The 23,342-nt window shown below is 38.9% G+C and carries 22 protein-coding genes; 13 read left to right on the top strand and 9 right to left on the bottom strand.

Translation table 11 applies throughout. The features are described from left to right. Nucleotides 1-20: 20 nt before the first annotated feature. Nucleotides 21-2,072 carry a beta-propeller domain-containing protein gene (locus IE199_RS03160; RefSeq protein ID WP_189767247.1) on the bottom strand — a complete coding sequence of 684 codons (2,052 nt, stop codon included), beginning with the start codon at nt 2,070-2,072 and terminating at the stop codon, nt 21-23. A gap of 171 nt (nt 2,073-2,243) precedes the next feature. On the opposite strand from IE199_RS03160, the gene IE199_RS03155 reads away from it, so the two are divergent. From IE199_RS03155 to IE199_RS03140, 4 genes are read left to right on the top strand one after another with little or no spacing between them, the layout of a single operon-like run. Further along, on the top strand, nt 2,244-3,116 hold the full coding sequence (locus tag IE199_RS03155; RefSeq protein ID WP_189767246.1) for a MipA/OmpV family protein: 873 nt from the start codon (nt 2,244-2,246) through the stop codon (nt 3,114-3,116). Further along, on the top strand, nt 3,106-3,516 hold the full coding sequence (locus IE199_RS03150) for a DUF3019 domain-containing protein (RefSeq protein ID WP_189767245.1): 411 nt from the start codon (nt 3,106-3,108) through the stop codon (nt 3,514-3,516). Before IE199_RS03155 ends, IE199_RS03150 begins: the two co-directional genes overlap by 11 nt. Beyond that, nucleotides 3,516-4,223, top strand: coding sequence for a response regulator (locus IE199_RS03145; protein ID WP_189767244.1), 708 nt, complete (start codon nt 3,516-3,518; stop codon nt 4,221-4,223). The genes IE199_RS03150 and IE199_RS03145 overlap by 1 nt, the downstream gene beginning before the upstream one ends. A gap of 10 nt (nt 4,224-4,233) precedes the next feature. After that, the gene (locus IE199_RS03140) at nt 4,234-5,487 is read left to right on the top strand and encodes an ATP-binding protein (RefSeq protein WP_189767243.1); all 1,254 of its coding nucleotides are present in this window, start codon (nt 4,234-4,236) and stop codon (nt 5,485-5,487) included. Here IE199_RS03140 and IE199_RS03135 read toward each other — a convergent pair. Continuing rightward, nucleotides 5,484-5,792 carry a hypothetical protein gene (locus tag IE199_RS03135; protein WP_189767242.1) on the bottom strand — a complete coding sequence of 103 codons (309 nt, stop codon included), beginning with the start codon at nt 5,790-5,792 and terminating at the stop codon, nt 5,484-5,486. The two genes, IE199_RS03140 and IE199_RS03135, sit on opposite strands and share 4 nt — an antisense overlap. Before the next feature lie 430 nt (nt 5,793-6,222). Here IE199_RS03135 and IE199_RS03130 point away from each other — a divergent pair, with 430 nt between their 5' ends. Genes IE199_RS03130 through IE199_RS03120 form a run of 3 tightly spaced genes read left to right on the top strand, consistent with a single transcriptional unit; the run spans nt 6,223 to nt 8,311 of the window. After that, on the top strand, nt 6,223-6,951 hold the full coding sequence (locus IE199_RS03130) for an SDR family NAD(P)-dependent oxidoreductase (protein ID WP_189767241.1): 729 nt from the start codon (nt 6,223-6,225) through the stop codon (nt 6,949-6,951). Nucleotides 6,952-6,956: 5 nt separating this feature from the next. Then, entirely contained in the window at nt 6,957-7,811 is an 855-nt protein-coding gene (locus IE199_RS03125; RefSeq protein WP_189767326.1) for an amidohydrolase family protein, read from the top strand. Between the two features lie 32 nt (nt 7,812-7,843). Then, entirely contained in the window at nt 7,844-8,311 is a 468-nt protein-coding gene (locus IE199_RS03120) for an Lrp/AsnC family transcriptional regulator (protein WP_189767240.1), read from the top strand. Nucleotides 8,312-8,389: 78 nt separating this feature from the next. On the opposite strand, the gene IE199_RS03115 is transcribed toward IE199_RS03120, so the two are convergent. The 3 genes from IE199_RS03115 to IE199_RS03105 all read right to left on the bottom strand — a co-directional run bounded on the left by IE199_RS03115 (nt 8,390) and on the right by IE199_RS03105 (nt 10,700). Continuing rightward, on the bottom strand, nt 8,390-9,574 hold the full coding sequence (locus IE199_RS03115) for a mandelate racemase/muconate lactonizing enzyme family protein (protein WP_189767239.1): 1,185 nt from the start codon (nt 9,572-9,574) through the stop codon (nt 8,390-8,392). 19 nt (nt 9,575-9,593) lie between these two features. Then, the gene (locus tag IE199_RS03110) at nt 9,594-10,364 is read right to left on the bottom strand and encodes a class II aldolase/adducin family protein (protein WP_189767238.1); all 771 of its coding nucleotides are present in this window, start codon (nt 10,362-10,364) and stop codon (nt 9,594-9,596) included. 162 nt (nt 10,365-10,526) lie between these two features. Then, nucleotides 10,527-10,700, bottom strand: a complete 174-nt coding sequence (locus IE199_RS03105) for a hypothetical protein (RefSeq protein WP_189767237.1) — start codon at nt 10,698-10,700, stop codon at nt 10,527-10,529. Between the two features lie 156 nt (nt 10,701-10,856). On the opposite strand from IE199_RS03105, the gene IE199_RS03100 reads away from it, so the two are divergent. The 3 genes from IE199_RS03100 (at nt 10,857) to IE199_RS03090 (ending at nt 13,393) form a co-directional block, all read left to right on the top strand. After that, nucleotides 10,857-12,086 (top strand): threonine/serine exporter family protein, encoded by a 1,230-nt coding sequence (locus IE199_RS03100; protein WP_189767236.1) that lies wholly within the window; start codon nt 10,857-10,859, stop codon nt 12,084-12,086. A gap of 9 nt (nt 12,087-12,095) precedes the next feature. Then, on the top strand, nt 12,096-12,698 hold the full coding sequence (locus IE199_RS03095; RefSeq protein ID WP_189767235.1) for a TetR/AcrR family transcriptional regulator: 603 nt from the start codon (nt 12,096-12,098) through the stop codon (nt 12,696-12,698). A 71-nt stretch (nt 12,699-12,769) separates the two neighbouring features. Then, a complete protein-coding gene (locus IE199_RS03090; RefSeq protein WP_189767234.1) occupies nt 12,770-13,393 on the top strand; it encodes a PilZ domain-containing protein in 624 nt (207 codons plus the stop codon). 427 nt (nt 13,394-13,820) lie between these two features. Here the strand turns inward: IE199_RS03090 and IE199_RS03085 are convergent, their stop codons facing one another. Continuing rightward, complete coding sequence (locus IE199_RS03085) at nt 13,821-14,987, bottom strand: methyl-accepting chemotaxis protein (protein ID WP_189767233.1); 1,167 nt, start codon at nt 14,985-14,987, stop codon at nt 13,821-13,823. A 204-nt stretch (nt 14,988-15,191) separates the two neighbouring features. Between IE199_RS03085 and IE199_RS03080 the strand changes: the two genes are divergently transcribed. Together IE199_RS03080 and IE199_RS03075 are read left to right on the top strand one after the other, a co-directional pair. Beyond that, nucleotides 15,192-15,356 carry a DUF2897 family protein gene (locus IE199_RS03080; RefSeq protein ID WP_189767232.1) on the top strand — a complete coding sequence of 55 codons (165 nt, stop codon included), beginning with the start codon at nt 15,192-15,194 and terminating at the stop codon, nt 15,354-15,356. Between the two features lie 605 nt (nt 15,357-15,961). Further along, nucleotides 15,962-18,955, top strand: coding sequence for a TonB-dependent receptor (locus IE199_RS03075; RefSeq protein WP_189767231.1), 2,994 nt, complete (start codon nt 15,962-15,964; stop codon nt 18,953-18,955). Between the two features lie 65 nt (nt 18,956-19,020). Here IE199_RS03075 and ppiC read toward each other — a convergent pair whose 3' ends face one another. Further along, the gene (gene ppiC / locus IE199_RS03070; protein ID WP_189767230.1) at nt 19,021-19,299 is read right to left on the bottom strand and encodes a peptidylprolyl isomerase PpiC; all 279 of its coding nucleotides are present in this window, start codon (nt 19,297-19,299) and stop codon (nt 19,021-19,023) included. A gap of 130 nt (nt 19,300-19,429) precedes the next feature. Between ppiC and can the strand changes: the two genes are divergently transcribed. Continuing rightward, nucleotides 19,430-20,077 carry a carbonate dehydratase gene (gene can / locus IE199_RS03065; RefSeq protein WP_189767325.1) on the top strand — a complete coding sequence of 216 codons (648 nt, stop codon included), beginning with the start codon at nt 19,430-19,432 and terminating at the stop codon, nt 20,075-20,077. 62 nt (nt 20,078-20,139) lie between these two features. Here can and hppD read toward each other — a convergent pair whose 3' ends face one another. Continuing rightward, the gene (hppD, locus tag IE199_RS03060) at nt 20,140-21,183 is read right to left on the bottom strand and encodes a 4-hydroxyphenylpyruvate dioxygenase (protein WP_189767229.1); all 1,044 of its coding nucleotides are present in this window, start codon (nt 21,181-21,183) and stop codon (nt 20,140-20,142) included. A 274-nt stretch (nt 21,184-21,457) separates the two neighbouring features. After that, nucleotides 21,458-23,329 (bottom strand): DEAD/DEAH box helicase, encoded by a 1,872-nt coding sequence (locus tag IE199_RS03055; RefSeq protein ID WP_308436235.1) that lies wholly within the window; start codon nt 23,327-23,329, stop codon nt 21,458-21,460. Nucleotides 23,330-23,342 lie beyond the last annotated feature (13 nt).

Genomic DNA, 23,342 nt, shown 5'->3' with positions numbered 1-23,342 from the left:
ATCGGCGCTCTTTTCAATTTTTAATATGGTCCTGAATACTCTGTTAAATCTGGCCACATGGAGTGCCAAACATTTTCACCATGTATGTAATAAATATGCTGGTCATGAAAAATAGATCTGTCTTGCCAACCTTGACCAAACATAATCTCACTATCATCTTCACGTGCTTTAATATAACCAACGTCGCGTAAATCACTGTCATTTGTGATGCCTGTAACTTCTAATATGGCTAGTTGATTTTCGGTATACCAAACATCATATTTTTGCTCATCATCACCAACTCTAGTTTCAGTTTTCCAACGCTCAATGGGCACGGCAAATCGCGTAGTATAATCAGCCATTTTTAAGTAGCTTAGCGCATGATAGTCAAACTCAATAGGCGTATACGCACCTTCAAATACAATAGATCTGATTTCTTTTGGTTGTGCCAAGTTACTAACGTCAAATAAGGAAACTTTAGCACCTTCAATAATAGGCGAGGGCTCAGCATTATCAGTTCCACCGCCAGTCAATATGCCTGGATTGACGTTTTGACCAACGCCCAGAAGCAACTGATCTGAAATAGGATGGAGGTACGCTGAGTACCCCGGAACTTCTAATGCTCCCATCATAAAAGGGCTCAGTGGGTTCTCCAAATCTAGCACATAGAGTGGATCGGAATTAAGAAACGTAACAATATATGCTTTATCACCAAAAAACCTAACTGCCTCAATATCTTCATAAACGATGCCATCTTTTTCCACTTTACCAATAGGGGTGGAATGCTCTTCATTTGGCAATTGAGCAACAACTGCTAACTGCCCTACTGCCTCTTTAAGCACGTTTAATCTATGAGTAAAGCCCTCTTGGCGATTTCCTGATGTTGTCACTACTCTTAAATAGTCACCACTTTCACTAAAGCGTAGATTTGAGAGTTGCCAATTAAAGCGCCCATCAAGAGTGCCAGATGCTCGATAATTTGCATCTGATTCAGTCAGTGTAAATTTATGAATTGTTGACGTTTCGCTAACTATTTCTTGTTCAATTTGATAGTCAGTACCATATAAATATAATGAATTTGACGACGCATAAAGCCCTTGAACTTGCGAGTTAATGCAACTGGACTTCATGTTTTGTGGATTACTTAAATCTATCGCGGTAATAGTAACTAGCCCGTCAAAACCATCTTTTTCTGTTGCATCTTCTGAAATTAAACAATCAGCTGCAGATACTAGCGGGTGAACAGTGCCATCGCTATCAGTGTAACTAGGTAACAATTCAGAAATATCCGTTTGCATAATACGGTTATACTGATTAATTTTTTCTTGTTGTTGATCTGAGTAAACAATGCCTTCCATCGATGCTCGATAACTGCTAACGATATAAAGGGTATTATTAATTCTTCGGCTATCTATTACTGCACCATCGATAGTAAAACTCAAAATTTCATTAGTTGAAGCCGGATTGGTAACATCCAATAACGATAAATTGAACGTATTATTGGTTGGAAAAAATGCAATTTCACCCAGGCCGTAATCGTAACTATAAATATCAGATAACACCGCTAGTTTATCTTGATGTAAATAAATACCGTTAATACTTGTCGCTTCTTCATTGACAACTAATCGATTAACCTCAGCCATTGCGCCTGAAGTATCACGCTCCAACACTCTAATATAAGTATTGGCTTGTGTTTTGCCATCACCTTCAAAAATACCCACACCATGATTTTCTTGAGTAATAAATAAGTATTGGCCGTCGTACTTTATTCGATCCGCCTCATCAACACCCTGTTCTTGTAGATTTGTGGTAGAAAAGCTCCCCCGTGTTTGAGCATTAGTTTGTTCATTAGTATCACCAAAATTGATACGGTATTGCTCGTGTGCACGCAAGAAAACGCCTTGTTTTAAATGACGTTCAAAAGCTGATGAAGATGCCTTGTTAAGTGCCCCTGTAGGTACAGACATAGCATTGAGCGGTGGCAGTGCATCAACCGGCTGATATCCTACTGGCGATTTTTCGCTACTAGAACTACCGCCACAAGCAGTCAATGTAACCAGCAATAAAGGGACAACCCCCTTATATTTAAACATGGAAAGTCTCCTTGATATTTCCTTTAAAATAGCTCAATTTATAGCCTACTCACTTTAAATGGATAATCTGTTGTCAATTGCTAACAAATGTAATTTTCTGTAACTCAGCCTAGTAAATTAGCCTAATAGTGATAAATTACTCATCATGAGTTAATTGCCCTTATTCCAACATTGAAATTTCCGCGTTTTTATCTATTTATTGCATTGTTTTGCGCCGCTAGTCAGGCCGTTGCTGATACTTCAACGGTTGAGCAAGATGGCGAAATTTATGCGCCTGTAAATCAATGGCAATTTTCCGTTGCTCTTGGTGGTGGGGTAATAACAAACCCCTTGCATGGTGGTAAAAATATTCCACTTATCGTTTTACCCTACATTCACTACTACGGTGAAAATTTTTTCATCGAAAACAATGTGTTAGGCTATAGCTCTTATCAAAGTGACACATTAGTTATCAGTGCCATTTCTCAGTTAAATAAAGAAAATTTATATTTTAGAGACTGGCAACCCGAACACCTATTTACTCCTTTTTCTGGTGCAGATCATTGGATTGGCCCATCAACCGAAGAAACTAAACGTATTTCAAAAAATGACATTTCGAAACGCAAATGGGCAATTGATGGTGGATTACAAATCAACTGGTTTGTTTCACCACAAAGTGAAATAAAATTTAAACTGCTACACGATCTCAATAATGTGTATAAAGGCTTAAATAGTTCTTTATCTTTTCATCACAACGTTTCATTTGATTCAACACCTAAATTACGTGCGAGAGTTGGAGTTGGTATTGATTGGCAAAGTCAAAATTTAAGTCAGTATTATTATGGTTTAAATGAAAAGGACGCTATTTCACATTCTCAGTTATATCGAGCACACTCAGGCTTTAATCCTTTTGTTTCAATTTCAGCGAACTATGAATTAGCCAAACGCTGGCAACTACAAGGAACCATCAAACATCAATGGTTAGGTAGTCATATAGCCAAAAGCCCACTAATGCAGGATGACCAAGTGTCATCGGCTTTTATTGGAGTGGTTTATGCGTTTTAAAGGATTAAAACTGTGTATAGCATGGTTGCTGTTTCTTCCCCTAAGTACTTTTGCAAATTCACTCACAACAGAAAGTAGCGACTCTGCAGTAAATTTTAATATTAAACCACTTGCTTGTATCGTTGCGCAGCCAGGACAGCCTTGTCAAATGACGATAACAGCTCAGTGGCAAACCCCAACCCCAATTTCAGCCTGTCTTTTACAAGACCAAGTACAGCTGGCTTGTTGGCAACAAACAACACAAGTAAAGCAAAGATTTAATATCTCATTAACTACTGATATGGTGTTTACGTTAAATAATGCATCAGGTCAGTTAATTGCTCAGCAAAAAATAAAAGTTAATGCCGCTCAATCGACAAAATATAGGCGCAGGTTGCGCTCTCAATGGAGTTTGTTTTGATGACTCATATCGTTTTGGTAGAAGATGACGCTAGGTTAGCTAGTTTAATCCAACAGTTTTTACGCCAGCATAATTTTCAAGTCACCTTGTTGTCCACTGGTCATCAAGCACCGGAAAAAATCAAACAACTCAATCCAGATCTCGTCATATTGGATATCATGTTGCCCAAAATGGATGGTTTTTCAATCTGTAAAGAATTGAGAAAATCATTCGATAAACCCATTATCTTTTTAACAGCAAAAGACAGTGACTTTGACCATGTGCTTGGCTTAGAAATTGGTGCAGATGATTACATCATTAAACCTGTTGTACCACACGTGCTACTCGCCCATATCAATGTAGTAATGAAACGATTTCAAGTCACTAAGCCAATCAACGCAGAAGAACTAGTTTTTGACGAACTTCGAATTGAGCGTAAATCTCGCAAAGTATTTTATTTTGGCAACCCGATAGAGCTTACCAGCCATGAATTTGAATTATTATGGTTACTCGCTTCCAATGCAGGTGAACCGTTAAGTAGAGACTTTATCCATCAAAAAATGATCGGCAGAGAATATGACGGCCTAGATCGCAGTGTCGATGTTCGTGTATCGCGCCTAAGAAAAAAGCTATATGACGATACAAACACCCCTTATAAGATTATTACCGTTTGGGGCAAAGGCTATTTATTTAGCTCGACCGCTTGGCGTGAACAAAATTTTGCGTGATAACTAAATTATGGCTCGCCTTTTTATTAGCTTATATCTTGTAATTATTGTTGGCTTGCACGCGATAAATTGGGGCTCTGAAACGCTTTGGCATAAAATTAACAACGAAGAAAGTAAGTCACTGTTGCAACAAAAGCAGTTGTTAAAGGTGTTAGCCCAGCATATTGATGTAACCCCAGATACTTTATCTGCAATGGATCAAAAACTAACACTACTTGCTTTTAACGATGTTGCTTGGTTACCCGAACAAGCCCAGGCGCTACAACGTGGCGAAGTCATAACCTTGTATGATTCAAACCAGCACTTATTTTTAGTTGTCGGATTAAAGAACAATTCAGATTTACTGCAAATTGGTCCTATTGCCCCGATTCAATACCCTATTTTCAACAAAATGCTCGTTTTAGGACTCTCTTATGTGCTTTTGGCAATAGTCATTGCTATGTGGACGCGCCCTATTTGGCGTGACTTACAACAACTGACGTCACTAGCGCAGCAAATTAACAATCACTCTCACTCAAGTCCTTTGCAGCCTTTAGTTAAGTCTCGCTCCCCCATAGCACCTATCGTTAATTCCGTTAACTTTATGATAATGCGTATTCAAGGTTTAATTGACGAACAAAAACATTTGATTAATGCGCTCTCACACGAACTTCGCACGCCTTTATCTCGTATGCGTTTTTCCGTAGCAATGTTGGCCAGTAGTGACAACAACCAGCAGCAAGAAATTAATCAAGATCTAGGTGAAATTGAACACCTAGTTGACGAAATGTTGAGTTATTCACGAATTGAACATCTTGCATCAAAACAAGCATTTAGCAATGTTGAAATTCATCAGTTACTGCAAAATCAAATAGAAAAACACCAACGAACATCTAGTAAGCAGCTTAACTTGTCAGTATCAGAGCCCATTGTTTGTTTTTGTAATGGTGATTTGCTCGAACGAGCTTGTCAAAATTTGATCACTAACGCTCTGCGTTACGCAAAACAATGTGTCAATGTATCTGCCGTTAGATTAGAAGATAAATTAGTGATAACCGTCGAGGATGACGGTAAAGGTATTCCTGAAAAAGCACGCGAAACCTTATTTGAACCGTTTAAACGGCTCGATAAGAGTCGAAATAAATCACAAGGCGGTTATGGACTTGGTCTAGCCATTGTTTACAAGGTTTGCCAATGGCATCAGGGAAACTGTGCCATTTCAGACAGCGCATTGGGTGGCGCCAAGTTTACCATCAAGGTACCATTAAAAAGCCAAGATATTTAAGCGAGACTTTCAAACTCGGTCTCAATAATATCTCGAATAAATGGCGCTTCGCTCTTTGCCAAAAACCACTCTAACATAGCGCTGTTGATCAAAAACATCACAAAGGCAAAGGTTAAAGTAAAGTTCACAAAGATTATAATTGCGGGCAATAAAGCAAGTATCGCTATGATAAAATAACGTCCTTGCATATCGACACTTTTTTCTCTTCTAAACAGCGCGATAGACGATTTAATAATACGTCTTCTTTCCGCGACGCTAAGCTCGCGTAGTGTAGGTATGTTCCATAAAAACAGATAGTGCATCATGCTAATCCCTTTTCAGCTGTGCAATATTGCAATCGAGTGTTACAACTTTATTATTATTTTGCTTAACCCTATCAATTAAACAGAAATCACGCAATAGCGTAGATAAACATTTATCCCAATCACCACTGCAACTTGTAGTACCTTGTGGCGAGCTCTTCCTCAACCAACAACTAAACTTGCTTAATTTCTATTTAGTTAACTTGCCTATTACACCTTCCATGAATATAAAAACAACGGCGGTATCTTCCAAAGTATAGAAAAGCTTGAATATTTTGCATGACAAATAATCAAATAAAACAAAATAAACGATTTATTGGTTGAATTTGTTGCTTCTATTATTGTCCGCGTTAAGGTAATACATATATCATCTCGCGAAGACTAAGTAGTTTTAATACCACTACTCATTTTGATAAGAATTAAAGAAAATATTATGACTAAACACACATGCATCGTCACTGGTGGCAGCTCAGGTATAGGCCTAAGCATAGTAAAAACATTTTTAGAACGCGGCTACCATGTTTGCAATCTTGATCAAAAAAACAGTGACATGGGTGAGTTTTATCAGTGTGATGTTACCAACCATCAGCAAGTGCAGAGTATCGTTACTTCCATTGCCAAAAAGTATCAAGTATCAACTTTAGTATCTAACGCCGGTATACACTTCTCCGCCAGTATTGAAAATACCTCTGAAGCCGACTTACAACGAGTATTTGATATCAATGTAAAAGGTGCCTATTCAGCAATTCAAGCCGTGTTGCCTACAATGAAACAACAAAAGAATGGCAGTATTATTTTAATATCTTCTGATCAAGCGTTAGTTGGCAAACGAAACTCTTTTGCCTACAACTTATCTAAAGCAGCTTTAGCTTCTATGGCAAAAACTACTGCTCTTGATTTTGCCAGCTACAACATTAGAGCGAATGCTGTTTGTCCTGGCACCATTGAAACGCCACTTTATCATCACGCCATCAATAATTATTGTGAGAGATCAGGTGCAAATGCTGACGAGGTACATCTCGAAGAAGCTTCTTTACAGCCTCTTAATCGTTTAGGGCAACCAGAAGAAGTAGCAGCTTTAGTCGCATTCTTAGCCTCTGACGACGCAAAATTTATCACCGGTAGCCTGCAGGTTATCGACGGTGGTTACACAGCGCAATAAACGTGATGAAGATTATCGACCCACATTTACATTTATTTGATTTAAGCAAAGGAAAATACCACTGGCTCAAACCAAATAATCCACCAAATTGGCCAGATAAAGCTTTAATTAACAAAAACTTTGATGAACTAAGCATCAAGTTGGATAAACCGCTTGCATTAGCGGGATTTGTTCATATTGAAGCAGGCTTTGACAATGAAAATCCAGAAAAAGAAATTGATTGGTTAGAGTCAACGATTGTTAGCCCGTTTAAAAGTATCGCGTGTATTGATTTAACGGCATCGACGATACAATTTCGCGAAACATTAAAACGATTAAAGCAACGAAAATCTGTAATTGGTGTACGTCATATTCTAGATGACAATGCTCAAGAAATATTATCTGATAACAATACCAGCAAAAACTTAACGGCTTTGGCTGAGCAGCAACTACTCTTTGAGTGTCAGATATCTTTCTATGACACGAGAGCCGTTAATACCCTTGTTCAATTGTTACGAAACCTTCCAACACTAACAGTAATAATCAACCACGCGGGCTTTGTTGATACCAGTACAAATGACACATGGCAATTGTGGCACAACTCACTTGAACTACTCTCACAGTTGCCAAAGCTTGCCATCAAGTGTTCAGGCTGGGAAATGACCGATAGACATTATCAAGCTCAGACAATTTTGAAAACCACCCAAGCTTGTATTGAGGTAATGAGCAAAGACCGAGTAATGATGGCCAGTAATTTCCCACTATGTTTATTTAACTGCAGCTACCAAGGTTACTGGCAAAGTGTCTATCACTTACTTCCTGAGATACAACGTTCCTCGCTGTGCTATGAAAATGCTAAAAACTGGTATAAATTAGTATAAGTTTTCAATTACAACACCATGTGTGAAATATTGTGGATAAGTTTGACCAAAAAATCGTAAAAATATTACAAGAAGATAGCACACTGGCCGTGAGTGAAATTGCAGCAAAAATTGGCCTATCAACCACACCTTGCTGGCGACGAATTCAAGCATTAGAAAAATCGGGTGTGATCACCCGTCGTGTTGCACTAGCAGACCCTGAAAAACTCAATGTCGCTTTAACCGTATTTGTTATGGTAAAAACCAATCAACATAACCCGCAATGGTTAGCGTCATTTGCTCAAGTGGCGCAGGAATTTCCTGAAATTATTGAATTTTATCGTATGAGTGGAGAAGTTGATTACTTGCTAAAAGTTGTTGTACCAGACATGAAGGCATACGACAGCTTTTATAAGAAACTTATTGATAAAGCAAGCTTTGCCGATATCAGCTCAAGTTTTGCCATGGAAGAAATTAAATACACCACAGCGCTTCCCGTTGAATACATCAAAAATAAATAGCAGCACAATAAAAAACGCCAAATACAGTATTGTATTTGGCGTTTGACCAACTTTGAAGCCACAATGGTTAAATCGAAGTTATTTCAATGCGTTGACGATAACGTGAGGTGAACGTTTTACCACTTCATCATTTAATTCTATGCCAATGCCTGGCTCTTCTGATACTTGGAATATGCCGTTTTTAGGCTGTGGATCTTGAATACATAATTCACGGTTCCAGTGTTTAATCGCATAAGTATGATGCTCATGGATCAAAAAGTTAGGAATTGCAGTTTCTAGATGAAGTGACGCCGCCGTTGCTACCGGGCCACCACAAACATGAGCTTGAATGCGAATATCATAAGTATCTGCATAATCACATACTTTTTTCGCTTCAGTAAAGCCACCACATAAACCTACATCTGGCTGTAATACATCGATACTTTGATCTTCAAAATAAGGGCGAACATCCCAACGATGATACAAACGCTCACCACCAGCGATTGGCACATTAACACGATCAGATACTTTTTTATGTACTTTAGAGTTTAAGTAATTCACTGGCTCTTCGTACATCATACAGCCAACTTCTTCTATGATTTCGCCCATTTGAATAGCAGAAGCCGCCCCCATTAACGAATGAGATTCAAAAATAATATCAACGTCTTCGCCAACAGCATTTCTTATGGCTCTTAATCTATCACCAAATAGACGCATTTGTGGCTTGGTAAATAGTTTGGTGCGATCAAATGAAGAACTGCCATCTTGGTTATAGACAATTGGATCAACTTTAACGGCATCATAACCTTCGGCAACAGCTTTTAATGCCGCTTCAGCATACTCTTGTGGTTCAATCAGCTTTTTACATTCTTTATCCCAGTCAAACTGTAATTGACTCGCATAAGTACGTAATTTGTCATTCACCTTTCCACCAAGAAGTTGGTATACCGGTACACCTAACGCTTTACCTTTAATATCCCATAGAGCAGTATCAATTGCGCTCATTGCGGCATAAAGTACAGGACCTCCGCCTAAGCCCCAAAAACTCTCGCGCAACATGCGCGACCACAGTAGCTCAGTTTGAAACGGATTAAAGCCAATTAATACAGCTTCAGATATTTCTTTAATCATCGCAGCGGCTGCGCTGTGGCCCCAGTCGTAAGCCAAACCAGCTTCACCGACACCAGTTATGCCTTGGTCAGTATGAACACGGATAAAAACAGGGTTCCATGGTGGCCTTTCAGGACAGTGGATATCAAAAATTTCAACGTGAGTTACTTTCATTTTTTTCTCTTAATTGGGGTTAACTGGCAAATGATGGATCGTGTTTATAAACCTTTCTTAACATAGCAGGCCAAGATTTTTGCCCGCCAGTTAAACCAGTATGAACAATATTCGCTTGTGCTTTTATGCCATCAACAATGCTTTGATCAACTAAAACTGGTTTCATTCCAGTAGCCATTATTTGCAACTGCACCTGACATGCTCTAGTTAAATCATACATATGCATAAAGGCATCACCAATGGTTTTACCCAGTGTTAAACCGCCGTGATTTCGCAGTAGCATAAAATTTGCTGTGCCTAAATCATCTTGCAATCTTTGTTTCTCATCCGCGTTAACGGCTAAACCTTCATAGTCATGGTAGCTCATTGACGCCAATGCAAACATCGCATACTGACTTAACGGTAATAAGCCCTCTTCTAAGCTTGCAACCGCAATAGTTTCGTTAGTATGCAGATGCAATACACATTGATCTTCATGGCGCGCCTCATGAACAGCACTATGAATGGTGAAACCTGCTGGGTTAATATCAAATGGACAATCTGGGTCAATTTTGTTGCCGTGAATGTCAATTTTAACCAAGTTAGACGCGGTGATTTCATCAAATGCCAAACCAAAGGCATTAATTAAAATATGCTCAGTACCAGGAATTCTCGCAGAGATATGGGTATAGATAAGATCATCCCATCCATGCATGGCCACTAGACGGTAACAGGCCGCTAAATCAATACGGGTTTGCCACTCTTCTTGAGAAACTTTTTCTTTTAAATTTAATTGTGGAATATCGAACATTTAAGATCCTTGCTTAGCGCAACATCAGAATTACAGTCGCTAAGTTATAACCATTTTAAATAATGAGTGCTTTGAGATAAAGCAAAGTATAGCGTTAAAAGGGCATAACTTATGCGAATTCCCTTCAATGCATCAGCTTTGCTTAAAGATAAGTAATAGAGCTTAAAACATCATTTTTAACAGTGCGGCGAAAATGAGCGCAAAAACTAAAATACGGATCCACTTACTGTATTTAGCTTGCTGCTCTACATCCATTGGTTTTCCGTACCTTTCGCCAAAAAATACCATCAATGCGACACCAGCAAAAACTAGCCCTAAAATAATTAATAGCGTCATAATAAAATTACTTATTTTGCGATATCTAAAACTTAACATAAAATATCAAACAGTTAACGCTATTTTATTAGGGGCTGTTGAACTTTTTTGTTTAACTTAACCAAGTAGCAAAGAACGTAATACCACCGGTATATGCCCTTAACATTGGAAAACGAGATGACTAGTTCAAGCGATTTTGACGATAAACGTCGATTTATTATTAGGTTAGGAAAGGCTTTGCATAAATTTGGCACACCAGCCTATCGTATGGAAGCCCACTTACAAACAGTAGCTAACTTTTTGGGCATTTATGCCAGTTTTATCGTTACGCCAACGTCATTAACCTTTATTTTATCTGACAACGAAGAACACCAAGAATATAACCATATGGTTAGGGTTACTCCTGGAGAAATAGACTTGGGATCGTTAGCCCGTACCGATGAACTTGTAGATGAATTAAGTTCAGGTCAACGTACTTTATCTGAAGCTATTGAACGACTAGATGAGATTGTTAACAAACCCAATCCCTATGGTCGATTTTTAACATTTTTAGCCTTTGGTGCGTCAAGTGGTGCATTTGCCATGTTAATGCATACCAGCTGGAACGATGTATTTTGGTCAACCGTTTTAGGCTTACTTGTTAGTATTTATGTCTTTTGGGCCGAACGTTCCAAACGTGTTACTGCAATGCTAGAACCTTTGTCTGCGCTAACTTGTGCGTTACTTGCCTCGTTAATTTCACAATATGACCCCAGTATTAACGCAAACTTGGTTGTATTGTCTGCGGTAATTGCCTTTATTCCTGGTCTAGCGTTAACGCTAGGCTTTTCAGAGCTTGCCGAACGAAATTTAATTTCAGGAACAGCACGTATCATGGACGCCATCATGGTGTTATTTAAGCTGTTTTTTGGCGCAATTTTGGGTATGGCTTTAGGGGTTAAATTTTGGGGCGTACCGGAGTTTGTTCAACCGAGTGTAATGCCAGATTGGACGTCATGGGCCGCGGTAACGACTTTATCAATCAGCCTTGTTATTTTATTTAGAGCACGTATCAAAGACGCTCCTTGGGGCATTATCTCAGGTTATGTTGCCTTTGCTGCCAGCATTTGGGGCGCTAGTTACTTAGGCCCAGCACTAGGTGCTTTTGTTGGAGCCTTTGCTTTAGGTATTTACGGCAACTTGTTTTCAAGAATTATGAATTTACCGTCAAGTATTGTTAAAACATTAGGTATGGTTGTACTGGTTCCAGGAAGTAAGGTGTACATGGGGCTAAATATTGCTGTTTCAGGGCAAATGATTTTAGCAAACACTACCGATATAAATTCACAAGCATTTTTAATATTTATGTCGTTAGTTGCAGGGCTTATCTTTGCCAATGTTATTGTAACGCCGCGTAAATTGTTATAGCTGGGCACTATGTCAAAGGAAAACTATCACCACGGTGATTTACATCAAGCGTTACTTGAGGCAGCAAAAATAATGCTAACCGAAAACGGCGTTGACGCATTATCACTAAGAAAACTGGCTGAACGAGTCGGTGTTTCGCGAACAGCTGCGTATCATCACTTTGCCGATAAACACGCTCTTTTGTGTGATATCGCCGCCAGTGGTTTTCATTTGTGGCAAGAACAAATGAACCAAATTCAAGCAACATCTTATGCAAGTAAAAAAGCACAATATCGAGATTTTGTTTATCGATATTTGGCATTTGCCACACAAAACCCACACCTGTATAACTTAATGTTTGGTCAAGTGGTTTGGCAGGAGCAACAAGCGACAGAAGCTCTAAAAGCAGCTGCATTTCCCACCTTTGACAATCAGGTAAGCGTGGTAAAACAGTGGCAACAACAGGCGTTACTGCCTAAAAGTCACTCACCACTACGTTTATCACAGGTCATATGGGGCACTTTACATGGCATCGCCAAGCTGACTATTGATGGAATTTATACCGAACAATCAAGTATTGATGAAATGTGTGAATGTGCAATTGAAATGATGTTACAACAAGCAGTTGATTAGTCACTGTTAGGCATTGTTAAGTTGCAAACTTTCTTTCATAATCAAATAACTAACCATAGCTCTAATTTAATATGACTGGATCAGATTTAACTGACAAACTTGCTCAATTTAATGAGTTTTTTTCTATTGACGATGACTTTACTGTCAACGTAACCCTGTTAGATCCACAGCACATTGGCAGCTACCAAACATTTGTAGATTGCATACCTGCGCCTTTTAAAATGGCTTCTGAGATTGCAACAATTGATCAATCGGCATTAAAACCTATACAGGCACTTAGCGGAATTGCAGGCCAACTTGTTGATTACCTCAACTTTCAAGCTCAAAAAATTGACTTAATGATGAGTTATATCGTGCAGCAAGAAAATCAAAAAGAAAATAGGCATCAAGGCAAAAGCTTTGGTGGTGGTGGTTTTAGCTTTGAAAGCAACACTGAATTTTCAGTAGGTGACATGCTCGAAGCTAAAATATTTATCCCCGCAGATAACTGCGCTATTTTCTGTTACGGTGAAGTGATTACGGTCAATCACGCTGACTCCTCTTTACCAGAAGGTGACCTATTCACCTACCAAGTTATCTATCACTATATCCAAGATGAAGACCGTGATTTATTAGTGCGAGCCAGTTTGCACAAACAGTCAAAACAACTTAAAAAGTTGGCCGAGGAAAGGCGCCAACATAAAACTAATGATTAAGAGAAAATGCTAAAAGACAAAAAAAGCGCGATCCTAAACCCCAAGTTGTTTTTTTTGGGGGGGGGAGGCACTTGGATAGGATCATCTATTGGAATGTTACTAGATTTAAATCTTCCTGCAATGATGTTGACTATCATCATAGGCATGACAATTGGCATTGCTCTCGGTCGCCTAGAAGCAAATAAATCAAACGAAAACTAAAACCAAAGATGCGTCGTAACGCTTTCTAAATAACTTCAGGTTTGTATAAGAAATAGCGCTAAATCAAAGAAAACAATAAGTTAGCAGTCTCTTATTTTTCTAGGTTGATATTTTTGTCTGAATTCAAGGTGTTTTGCAGCAGGAATAGCTAGCTATTTCGCTTCAAAATAACGCAGAAGTCAGTAAAAATAGCACCTAGAAACGCATTGCTTATGCGAAGCTGAGGTTAAATACACACTCTATTTAAGGTTGAGTCAACATCTTCCGAAGTCGCCTTTTGACGCTCAGCGTGTTCTGCCACTTTATTCAATGCGCTATTAATATCTTGGCTTAAAGCTACAACGGCAGCCATATTATCGTTAATTGATGCCGTAGCATGTTGCTGTTGTTCAGTGCCACTAGCAATTTGGGAAGTGAGATTATTCACTTCATTAAAGACATCCGCCACTTTGTTTAATGCTGCAACCACATCTTCCGATTGCGCCAAGCTATCTTGAGTTAACGCTTGCCCTTTGCCAATTGCACTCACTGCATTATTCGACTTTTCTTGAAGGCCTTCTACCATAGATTGGATTTCAACCGTAGACTCTTGTGTACGATGCGCTAAAGCTCTAACTTCATCGGCCACTACTGCAAACCCCCTGCCTTGTTCACCTGCTCGTGCTGCCTCAATGGCAGCGTTTAAAGCGAGTAGATTAGTTTGATCCGCAATCCCTCTAATGACATCTAGCACAGAGCCTATTCTTGCGCATTCTTCTTGCAAAAGCGCCAAGTCGTTTGCCATTTCATTAACTTCTGAGGCAAACGCAGTGATAGTTTGCTGACTTGTACTAGAAGCTGTTTCCCCCTGACGTAAAATATCCACTACTTGGTGGGTTGTATCACTTACTTGTGCAGCACTCTGAGATAATGTTGCCGATGTTGATGCGATATCATCGATTGAATTTGCCATTTGAGTAATTTGTTCACTCGATTGATCAACAGCCAACACAGCATCACTTATTTGACTTGTAAGCGCTCCGGCACCACCTCGTAGTTGTTCAGACTCTTGTCGAATATCTGCTAATACTCTGCTTAATTCATCAATAAATTGACTCAGTTCATTAGTCACTTCTGCCAATTCATCTTGTTTATCATCTTTAAAATTTGAAGGAGGAGCTTTATCAATATCTGTCGCTAAACTTAAATACTGCTTTAAACTAACAAGCCTTTGAATTAGTTGGTGTTGATAAAAGAAAAAACAGCAGATAACTTGGAATAACAAGCTTGCTAAAACTAAGGTAATAGCACCCGTTTTAGACAACTGATCAACAAACACAGCAACCATTAATAGTACTAGCAAACCACTAGCCAAAAGTGGAATCATTAACTTGAAATGCAGCTTATTATTCATATCACGTCCAGTTTACTTTTGTTATATTTCACAGGGGCTTAAATTAACTTACAGGTAAATGTTAATTTTTGCGAATATTTTTTAAGCGTTGTACTGTAAAATTAACAAACATTAGAGCCATTTATATTTGTTATACATCAAAGTACGTACCCAGCTTTATTTATCTTTAAGTGGCTCGAAATTTAAAACAAGGAGAAAAGGACATTGGCTACCTATTTAATCATCGGGCTCGTCATTATTGTTATTGTCGGTGCTTTACTACACATTTTATCAACCGCGAAAAAGTTTAAGTTAGATGAGTCACAACTAAAAAAGATAAAACAACGAGAGCGTGAACAAAAAATTAAAGATCAGCAGTTTAAAAAGTAAATTTCACCGAGTTCATGACTATTATATGTTGTACGACGCTACACGCTTATTAAGTGTGTTTCTTAAGTTTATCGGTATATATACATCTAAAAGCCTTAGATAAATTCAGTTACAGTTTATTGAGCAATTATCCCCCACACAAATCGTTCAAAAAAGTAACGTTAACTGTACAAAAATCATTAAACCCCACATTATCAATAAGTTAAATTTTACTGTTTGGATACAAATTTTCAGACAAAACATCTCCAGCCTTTAACATTATTTCAATAATCCACGTCCGTAAACACATGTTTTAATTGCACTTTAAAGCCATACCTCCAGGTTTTTATATAAACTGGCCATTCGATATGTTTCATTTGTGAAACATTTCAGTATCCGCTGCACTCAATCCCTTACTTTTTATGCATACATAGAAATCAAATATATTTCAAAGTGTTTCAAACCACTTATGTTTACCCCTTAGCGTTATTGCACTTTTTTAGATGCTAGACCTACTATCAAACGAGCGTCTAAAAATACAGCAACGATTTTTAAACACGATCGATAAAAAGCTAGCGACGCTAAACAATAATCATAAATTTATAAAAATATTCAGGGAGAACACTATGAAAAAATCTAGTTACACTAAGATTTTTACCCGTTCATTAACTGCAATCGCTATATCCTCCGTAATCGGCATGTCTACGGCAAGCGCTGAAGATATTCGTGGTGTGATATCAATCACCAAAGGTGTTGCAGAAGGTATTACGGTAAAAGCGGTCAATGTTGATACAGGCACATCGCGAACAATAGAATTAGATGCTGATGGTAGCTACCGTTTAGCGAAATTACCTACAGGTAACTATGAAGTTACGGTTTCAAAAGGCAATCAGGTGTTAGCACTAGAAAAAGTGCGCTTATCACTGGGTGCAAATACCATCACTAACTTTGAAATTGAAGCACCTAATGATGATACGGAAGTCATCGAAGTGGTAGCTTCATCAGTTGCTACTTTAGATTTAACCTCTTCAGATTCAGGCTTAGTTATCGGTGAAGCAGAAATTGATCGCCTGCCCGTATCACGTACTTTAACTTCTGTTGCACTATTAGCACCTGGTGTTATCGGTGGTGACCAAGCGTTTGGTGCTAACACAGCATCTTTTGGTGGTTCGTCGGTCGCAGAGAACATATGTTACATCAATGGTATGGAAGTTACTAACACACGTAACGGCTTAGGTTGCGGGGAACTACCATTCGAATTTTATAAAGAATTCCAAGTAAAAACCGGCGGATATTCAGCTCGCTATGGGCGTGCAACAGGTGGTGCTATTAACGCGACAGCTAAAAAAGGTACTAATGAGTGGGAATTTGCTGTAACAGGTACATACACACCAGATGCTTGGCGCAGTGATAATGAGCAAATAGCCCGCGCTAATGGAGGTACCGGAACAATTTATCGTGACGATACGCTCAATGAACAAACAAACAAAGAAATGACTTTTTCAGTTGGTGGTCCAATCATCGAAGATAAGTTGTTCTTCTATGCGATTATCAACCCTAAAGATGATACCCGCACATTAACTTTCCAACCATCATTTTGGAATCACTACTTAGCAAACAGTCAATACATTAAGCGCGAAGCGTCTGGTAGCGATAATTTGTTCTGGGGTGCAACAGTAGATTGGGATATTAATGACAACCACCGTTTAAGCTATTTTGGTTATTCTAATCGAACTGACTCACTTGAAACCATCTATGCATACAATGCTAATTTAGGTAAAGAAGGTATTGGCGACGTTACTGGTACACAACTTCGTAGTCGTGGTGGTGAAACACACAGTATTAGTTATACAGGTTATATCACTGACGATTTAATTGTTACCGCAATGGCTGGCCGTATTGAAACTGAATATGAAACCAGTGCATCGAATATTGAATGTTCAACTGTTAACGATGGACGCACTAATCCGGCTAACCCTGCTGTAAGTTGTGGCCCTGGTGGTTCATTTGGTGAAAACAACGACACCAATACACAGTATGCGTTGGATTTAGAATACACCATTGGTAACCATACCATCACTGCTGGTTATGAAAAACAAGAACGTGATACAACAAGGTTCACGATACCAACTGGTCCTGGCGGCGGCCACTCATATACATACTACACAGTTCAACCAGGTGCTTCGATTCAGGGTACTGATGGCGTGTTATTCACTAATACCAGTGACCAACCACAAGACTACGTTCAAGATCGCGTATTTTCTAATGCTGAAAAAGGCGGCGGATTTACCAGTGATATTAAAGCTTACTTTATTGAGGATGTTTGGACAGTTTCTGACGACTTGACTCTAACTCTAGGCTTACGTGTTGATGATTTCACCAACACAGGGGTTACTGGTCGTGTCATCAGTTCATTTACTACAGACGTTGCTCCACGCTTGGGCTTCTCTTGGGATCCTACAGGAAATGGCGAAAGTAAATTGTTTGGTACTTTTGGTCAGTATTACTTGCCGATTGCTAATAACACAATTTACCGCGCCGCGTCAGGGGTTGACGATAGAACCACGCACTACACGTTTACTGGTATTGATGCTAACGGTGAGCCAATTGGTGCAACACCTGTCAACGGAACAATGGAAAACTCACAAGTAGTAAACTCAATTGCAACCTTCCCAGAAGAGAAAACGTTTGTATCGAATAATGCGGAGCCTTTCTCTAAAATTGAATATATTTTAGGCTACGAAACCACCTTAACTGACGAATATACCATGTTAGTTAAAGGTACATATCGCTACGTAGACTCAGCATTAGATGATTATTGTGGTGCATATTCCAACGCACACTGTTTAATGATCAACCCTGGTAAAGATGCTATTTTTTACGTAGACGCTGATGATGATGGCCTAGCTGATACCGACACCCCTGTAACCTACGACAACAAAACGACTGTTCGATTACCAAAAGGTGAGAATAAGTACTATGCGTTAGAAACAACATTGAATTACCGTGTTGATGACTTCGCTTGGACTGCAAGTTATACCTGGTCACACAGCTATGGAAACTTTGAAGGTGCTGTTAAATCAGATAATGGTCAGCAAGACGCTGGTATTACGACTGATTTTGACTTCCCAGCACTAATGGATGGTTCATACGGTAATCTGCCAAATGATAGACGTCATGTATTTAAATTCTTTGGTAGTTACAATCTAACCGAAAACTTTGTTGTTGGTTGGAACTCAACATTAGCTAGTGGTCGTCCACGCTCTGTTGTTGGTGGTAGCTATTGGAGTGATGATCCAGACTTATATGGCAGCTATGGTGATACTTACTACGTAACACAAGATGATGGCACGATTACTTACCACCCTAGAGGTAGTAATGGCACAACGCCATGGACCTTTAAGTTGGATCTATCGGCAAGTTACTCGTTTGAATTCAAAGGTGTTGACATGAAAGCATCATTGGATATCTTCAACGTGTTAGATAGCAGCCAACCAACAAGTTATGTAGATAACTATGAAGCATTCTGGACCGCAGGTTCTCGCAACCAGTTCTACAATGCACCACTAGCATGGCAAACGCCACGTTATGCGACACTTAACCTAGAAGCTCGCTTTTAGGTTAGATAATTAATCAATCAAAAGCCGCTAACATATTTAGCGGCTTTTTCATTTGATAAGCAGTATTAAGAGCGGTAAATGGTTTGAATAATATGAAAGCCAAATCGGGTTTTTACTGGACCATGAAATTTCAAGACTTCCTTTTTAAATACCACATCATCAAATGCCTTAACCATTTGACCACGTCGAAACTCCCCTAAATCACCACCTTTTTTACCCGACGGACACGTTGAAAACTTTTTAGCAAGCTGGCCAAAATCAGCACCATTGTGCAGCTTTTCAATAAGTTCTTTAGCCTGCTTTTCCGTTTTTACTAAAATATGTCGAGCACATGCTGTAGACATGCCTAAACTCCAATAAACGAGGTCAAGTAGCCATTATAGCGGTTTAACAAAGCAATTCGCAGTAAAACATTTACTTATCATTTCTAAGGCGGCTACAATGCGTTACTTTTTCATCATAATCCAATACCCCATGTCATATATTGAACAGCTATTTGAAAATAATCGCAATTGGGCAGATAAAATTAATCAAGAAGATCCTACGTTTTTTGATACCCTTTCCAAACAACAATCTCCCGAATATTTATGGATAGGCTGCTCAGACTCAAGAGTCCCAGCAAACCAGTTACTAGGGTTAATGCCCGGTGAGATATTTGTTCATCGCAATATTGCAAACCAAGTAGTACATACCGATATCAACTGCTTATCGGTAATACAGTTTGCCGTGGAGTACTTAAAAGTTAAGCACATTATTGTGTGTGGGCATTACGGCTGTGGTGGTGTTCAAGCTTCATTAGATGATAAAAGTTATGGATTAATGGACAATTGGCTCAGGCATTTAGAAGACGTTCAACGTATGCATATGGAAGAGCTAAATGCGGTGTCAGATCCGCAACAGAAATGGGACTTGTTATGTGAACTGAATGTTGTTGAACAAGTTGCTAATGTAAGTAAAACTACAGCGGTAATTGACGCATGGAAAAGAAATCAAGAACTTACTGTTCATGGATTGGTTTACAAACTAACGGATGGGTTACTACGAAATTTAAACGTAACTGTATCAAATGAAACTTATCAAAGTGACACCCTCAAATTCCACACAAAAAGCAGCAGTAAATAATCCTAAATATTCCCATTAAAAAGCCGGCAATATGCCGGCTTAAAAACTAATATGGTTGTAGCTTACAAGACGCCACGTTCCATTTGGTTAAGTTCAATTGACTTAAACAGTGCAGTAAAGTTACCTTCACCAAATCCTTTATCGTCTACACGCTGGATCATCTCGATAAAGATAGGGCCAAAAATGTTCTTAGTGAAGATTTGCAACAAGTAAGAATTTTCTTTTTGACTATCTACCAAAATTTGGTGCTCTTTAATACGCTCTTTGTCTTCTTTAACCCATGGAATACGGTCAAAAACGTCATCATAGTACTCTGGCACAATGTTTAATGTATCGATAATCGATTTATCGATTTTATCCAAAGAACCAACTAAGTCATCAGTGATGAATGCTAAATGTTGTACACCAGGACCATTATACTCGTCTAAGTACTCATCAATCTGGTTATTATTAGTGCCTTTACCTTCGTTGATTGGAATAGAAAAGTTTCCACACGGAGATTGTAGGGCATATGAAACAAGCGCTGTTTTTTCACCTTTGATATCAAAGTAACGTACTTCAGTAAAACCAAATACATCTTTGTAAAAGTTAGCCCAGTGCTCCATTGTGCCTTGGTAAACGTTATTAGTTAGATGATCTACAGCCTTGAAGCCTTTGTCTTCAACAATTACTGGCTCAGCTAAATCTTCAAAGTCATCTTGATAGATATTACCCGCTGCGCCAAACTTGTCGATAAAATAAATCAAACTATCGCCAATGCCATAAATAGCAGGGTAAGGTAATTTGTTTTCTTCTTGCTGTGCAGATTTTGCACCACGAGCAATCGCTTGTTCAAAAGCAAAAGCTGCGTCTTCTACACGCCAACCCATTGAGCAAATCGCTGGACCATGAGATTTAGCAAACTCACGTGAAAAACCTTTTTGCTCATTGTTTAATAAAAAGTGAATATCGTTTTGATTAAAGTAAACAATGTCACGTCCTTTAAACTTTTTAGTTTTAGAAAAGCCAAAGCCATAAAAAGCTTTTTCCATGAAATCCGAATCAGGAGTTGCATATTCGGTAAACTCAATACCGCATAGTTTAAGAGGGTTAGTCACTTCAGTCATTGTTTTATCTCTCCAACAGTTATGCTCCTATTATTACCAGCTAACGGTTGCGGGAAAAGCATTGCCGATCAGTGAAATTAAAATCAGGCGTAAATCAAAATGTACGTCACTTTTGATTATTAATTATTACACTCAAATACAGGCCATACACTGCATAGCGCCGGCCTGTAAACTTTTGGATACACATAAGAATTAAGCGTGAATTAAAGCCATTATTTGCTTAATTAACACCGACATTATAGGAAAAAAAAAGCGCCTTAACGGCGCTTTATTTTTAAGAAACTCTTGGTGACTTTCTTGGTTTGTCACTTCGACGTTTTGGCTTGTCATTAATCACAGGAGCACCTGCGACTGAAATTTCCAACGCCTGACGACGAACGCGAACACGTTTCAATTGACTAAACACTTTGTCAGGCATACCTTTCGGTAGCTGAACTAAGCTGTGTCTATCGTGTAAGTTGATTTGACCAATGTAACTGCTGTCTAATGCAATTTCATTTGCAATAGCACCAACAATGTCACCTGGCTTAGCGCCATGCTCTTTACCAACTTCTAAACGATAAGTTTCCCAATCAACATCGCTACGTAAAGATTTAGCTTTACGAGGTGCTCTTTCTTTACCAGCTCTATTCTCACGACTTCTATCATCTCTTCGACGACCTTGATCACGGTCACGGCTTTCACGATTTTCACGACGTGGACGTGGATCTTCTTTTGGTCTCAGAGGTTGCTTTAACTGGTTGTTATACAACAAGGCTGCAGCAAGATCTGTCATTGACAATTCACTTTCGTTTGCCATTGACTCTAAAATCTCACGCATCTCAGATAAATCGTGTTCTGCCACTAATTTAGCCAAAGCATTTTTTGTGCGTTCAATACGCGTTTCACCTATGGCTTGAATTGTTGGTAATTCAAACACTCCAATTACGCCAGAAGTTAATCGCTCATATTGACGCAATAAATACATCTCTCTTGGACGTACAAAAGAAATAGCAGTACCTGTGCGACCTGCTCTACCTGTTCGACCAATACGATGTACATATGATTCATTATCACCTGGTAAGTCATAGTTGATAACTAATGAAATTCTTGGAATGTCTAAACCACGTGCAACAACATCTGTTGCAATTAAAATAGATGCTTTACCCGATTTAATTTGATCAACTGCACGCTCACGTTGCGCCTGGTTCATGTCACCATTTAACGCAAGTGCGGGGTAACCTGAACGCTCAAGTTTTTCAGCGACTTCTACCGTATCACTACGTGTACGAACAAAAATGATCATCGCATCATAATCTTGTGTTTCAGCGATACGCTCTAATGCTGTTACTTTATTGATGCCACTTACTTTCCAAGCAAGTTGCTCAATATTAGCTTTTTCTTGTTTAACTGCAGCAATTTTTACATGAACAGGATCTTTTAAAAATCTATTGGCTACTTTTCTAATCTGGCTTGGCATAGTTGCAGAAAATAGCGCCATTTGAGTCGATTCTGGTAAATGTTCTAAAATCCATTCAATGTCTTCTAAAAAGCCCATGTTTAACATTTCATCGGCTTCATCTAACACACAAACAGAAACGTCTTGAAGCTTTAAGCTTTTACGACGTAAGTGATCCATTAAACGCCCAGGTGTACCAACAACAACTTGCGCACCGCGCTCTAGCTGTTGGAATTGTGGGCCATATGATTGACCACCATATAAAGTAGCAACACGCAAACCTCGAATATTTTTAGCAAAAGCTTCGATAGCTTCTGCTACCTGAATTGCTAATTCACGCGTAGGTGCTAATACAAGCATTTGCGGTTTACGTAATTGAACGTCGATTTTAGTTAATGCAGGTAAACTGAATGCCGCTGTTTTACCAGTACCGGTTTGTGCCTCACCTAACACGTCATAACCTTCAAGTAATGAAGGAATAGTTTTCGCTTGAATAGGAGTTGCTTGTGTAAAACCAAGTTCAGTAACAGCAGAAAGGATATTTTCAGGCAAGCCGAGGCTAGCAAAGCCGGTTTCGGCATTGTCAATATTTAACATAAATTGTCTTCCCAAGGTAAAGCGAGATATAGCTAACTGCGCTTTACGTGATATTAAGAGGAAATCACCAGGAAGACTCATCACAGGATCTGATGTTTTTATATACTGCAAACATCAGCTAAGT

The sequence above is a fragment of the Thalassotalea marina genome (assembly GCF_014656435.1).
GTDB classification, from domain to species: domain Bacteria; phylum Pseudomonadota; class Gammaproteobacteria; order Enterobacterales; family Alteromonadaceae; genus Thalassotalea_C; species Thalassotalea_C marina.
The sequence above is the reverse complement of the archived record's forward strand: the minus strand, read 5'-3'. Positions and strand labels throughout refer to the sequence as shown.

Bases quoted from the DNA above. Each gene is read 5' to 3' on its own strand.
- IE199_RS03085 (WP_189767233.1), bottom strand. From the start codon at position 14,987: ATGAATAATAAGCTGCATTTCAAGTTAATGATTCCACTTTTGGCTAGT.
- IE199_RS03075 (WP_189767231.1), top strand. From the start codon at position 15,962: ATGAAAAAATCTAGTTACACTAAGATTTTTACCCGTTCATTAACTGCA.
- IE199_RS03110 (WP_189767238.1), bottom strand. From the start codon at position 10,364: ATGTTCGATATTCCACAATTAAATTTAAAAGAAAAAGTTTCTCAAGAA.
- IE199_RS03095 (WP_189767235.1), top strand. From the start codon at position 12,096: ATGTCAAAGGAAAACTATCACCACGGTGATTTACATCAAGCGTTACTT.
- hppD (WP_189767229.1), bottom strand. From the start codon at position 21,183: ATGACTGAAGTGACTAACCCTCTTAAACTATGCGGTATTGAGTTTACC.
- IE199_RS03100 (WP_189767236.1), top strand. From the start codon at position 10,857: ATGACTAGTTCAAGCGATTTTGACGATAAACGTCGATTTATTATTAGG.
- can (WP_189767325.1), top strand. From the start codon at position 19,430: ATGTCATATATTGAACAGCTATTTGAAAATAATCGCAATTGGGCAGAT.
- IE199_RS03135 (WP_189767242.1), bottom strand. From the start codon at position 5,792: ATGATGCACTATCTGTTTTTATGGAACATACCTACACTACGCGAGCTT.
- IE199_RS03130 (WP_189767241.1), top strand. From the start codon at position 6,223: ATGACTAAACACACATGCATCGTCACTGGTGGCAGCTCAGGTATAGGC.
- IE199_RS03125 (WP_189767326.1), top strand. From the start codon at position 6,957: ATGAAGATTATCGACCCACATTTACATTTATTTGATTTAAGCAAAGGA.
- IE199_RS03115 (WP_189767239.1), bottom strand. From the start codon at position 9,574: ATGAAAGTAACTCACGTTGAAATTTTTGATATCCACTGTCCTGAAAGG.
- IE199_RS03090 (WP_189767234.1), top strand. From the start codon at position 12,770: ATGACTGGATCAGATTTAACTGACAAACTTGCTCAATTTAATGAGTTT.
- IE199_RS03105 (WP_189767237.1), bottom strand. From the start codon at position 10,700: ATGACGCTATTAATTATTTTAGGGCTAGTTTTTGCTGGTGTCGCATTG.
- IE199_RS03145 (WP_189767244.1), top strand. From the start codon at position 3,516: ATGACTCATATCGTTTTGGTAGAAGATGACGCTAGGTTAGCTAGTTTA.
- IE199_RS03160 (WP_189767247.1), bottom strand. From the start codon at position 2,072: ATGTTTAAATATAAGGGGGTTGTCCCTTTATTGCTGGTTACATTGACT.
- IE199_RS03140 (WP_189767243.1), top strand. From the start codon at position 4,234: ATGGCTCGCCTTTTTATTAGCTTATATCTTGTAATTATTGTTGGCTTG.
- ppiC (WP_189767230.1), bottom strand. From the start codon at position 19,299: ATGTCTACAGCATGTGCTCGACATATTTTAGTAAAAACGGAAAAGCAG.
- IE199_RS03150 (WP_189767245.1), top strand. From the start codon at position 3,106: ATGCGTTTTAAAGGATTAAAACTGTGTATAGCATGGTTGCTGTTTCTT.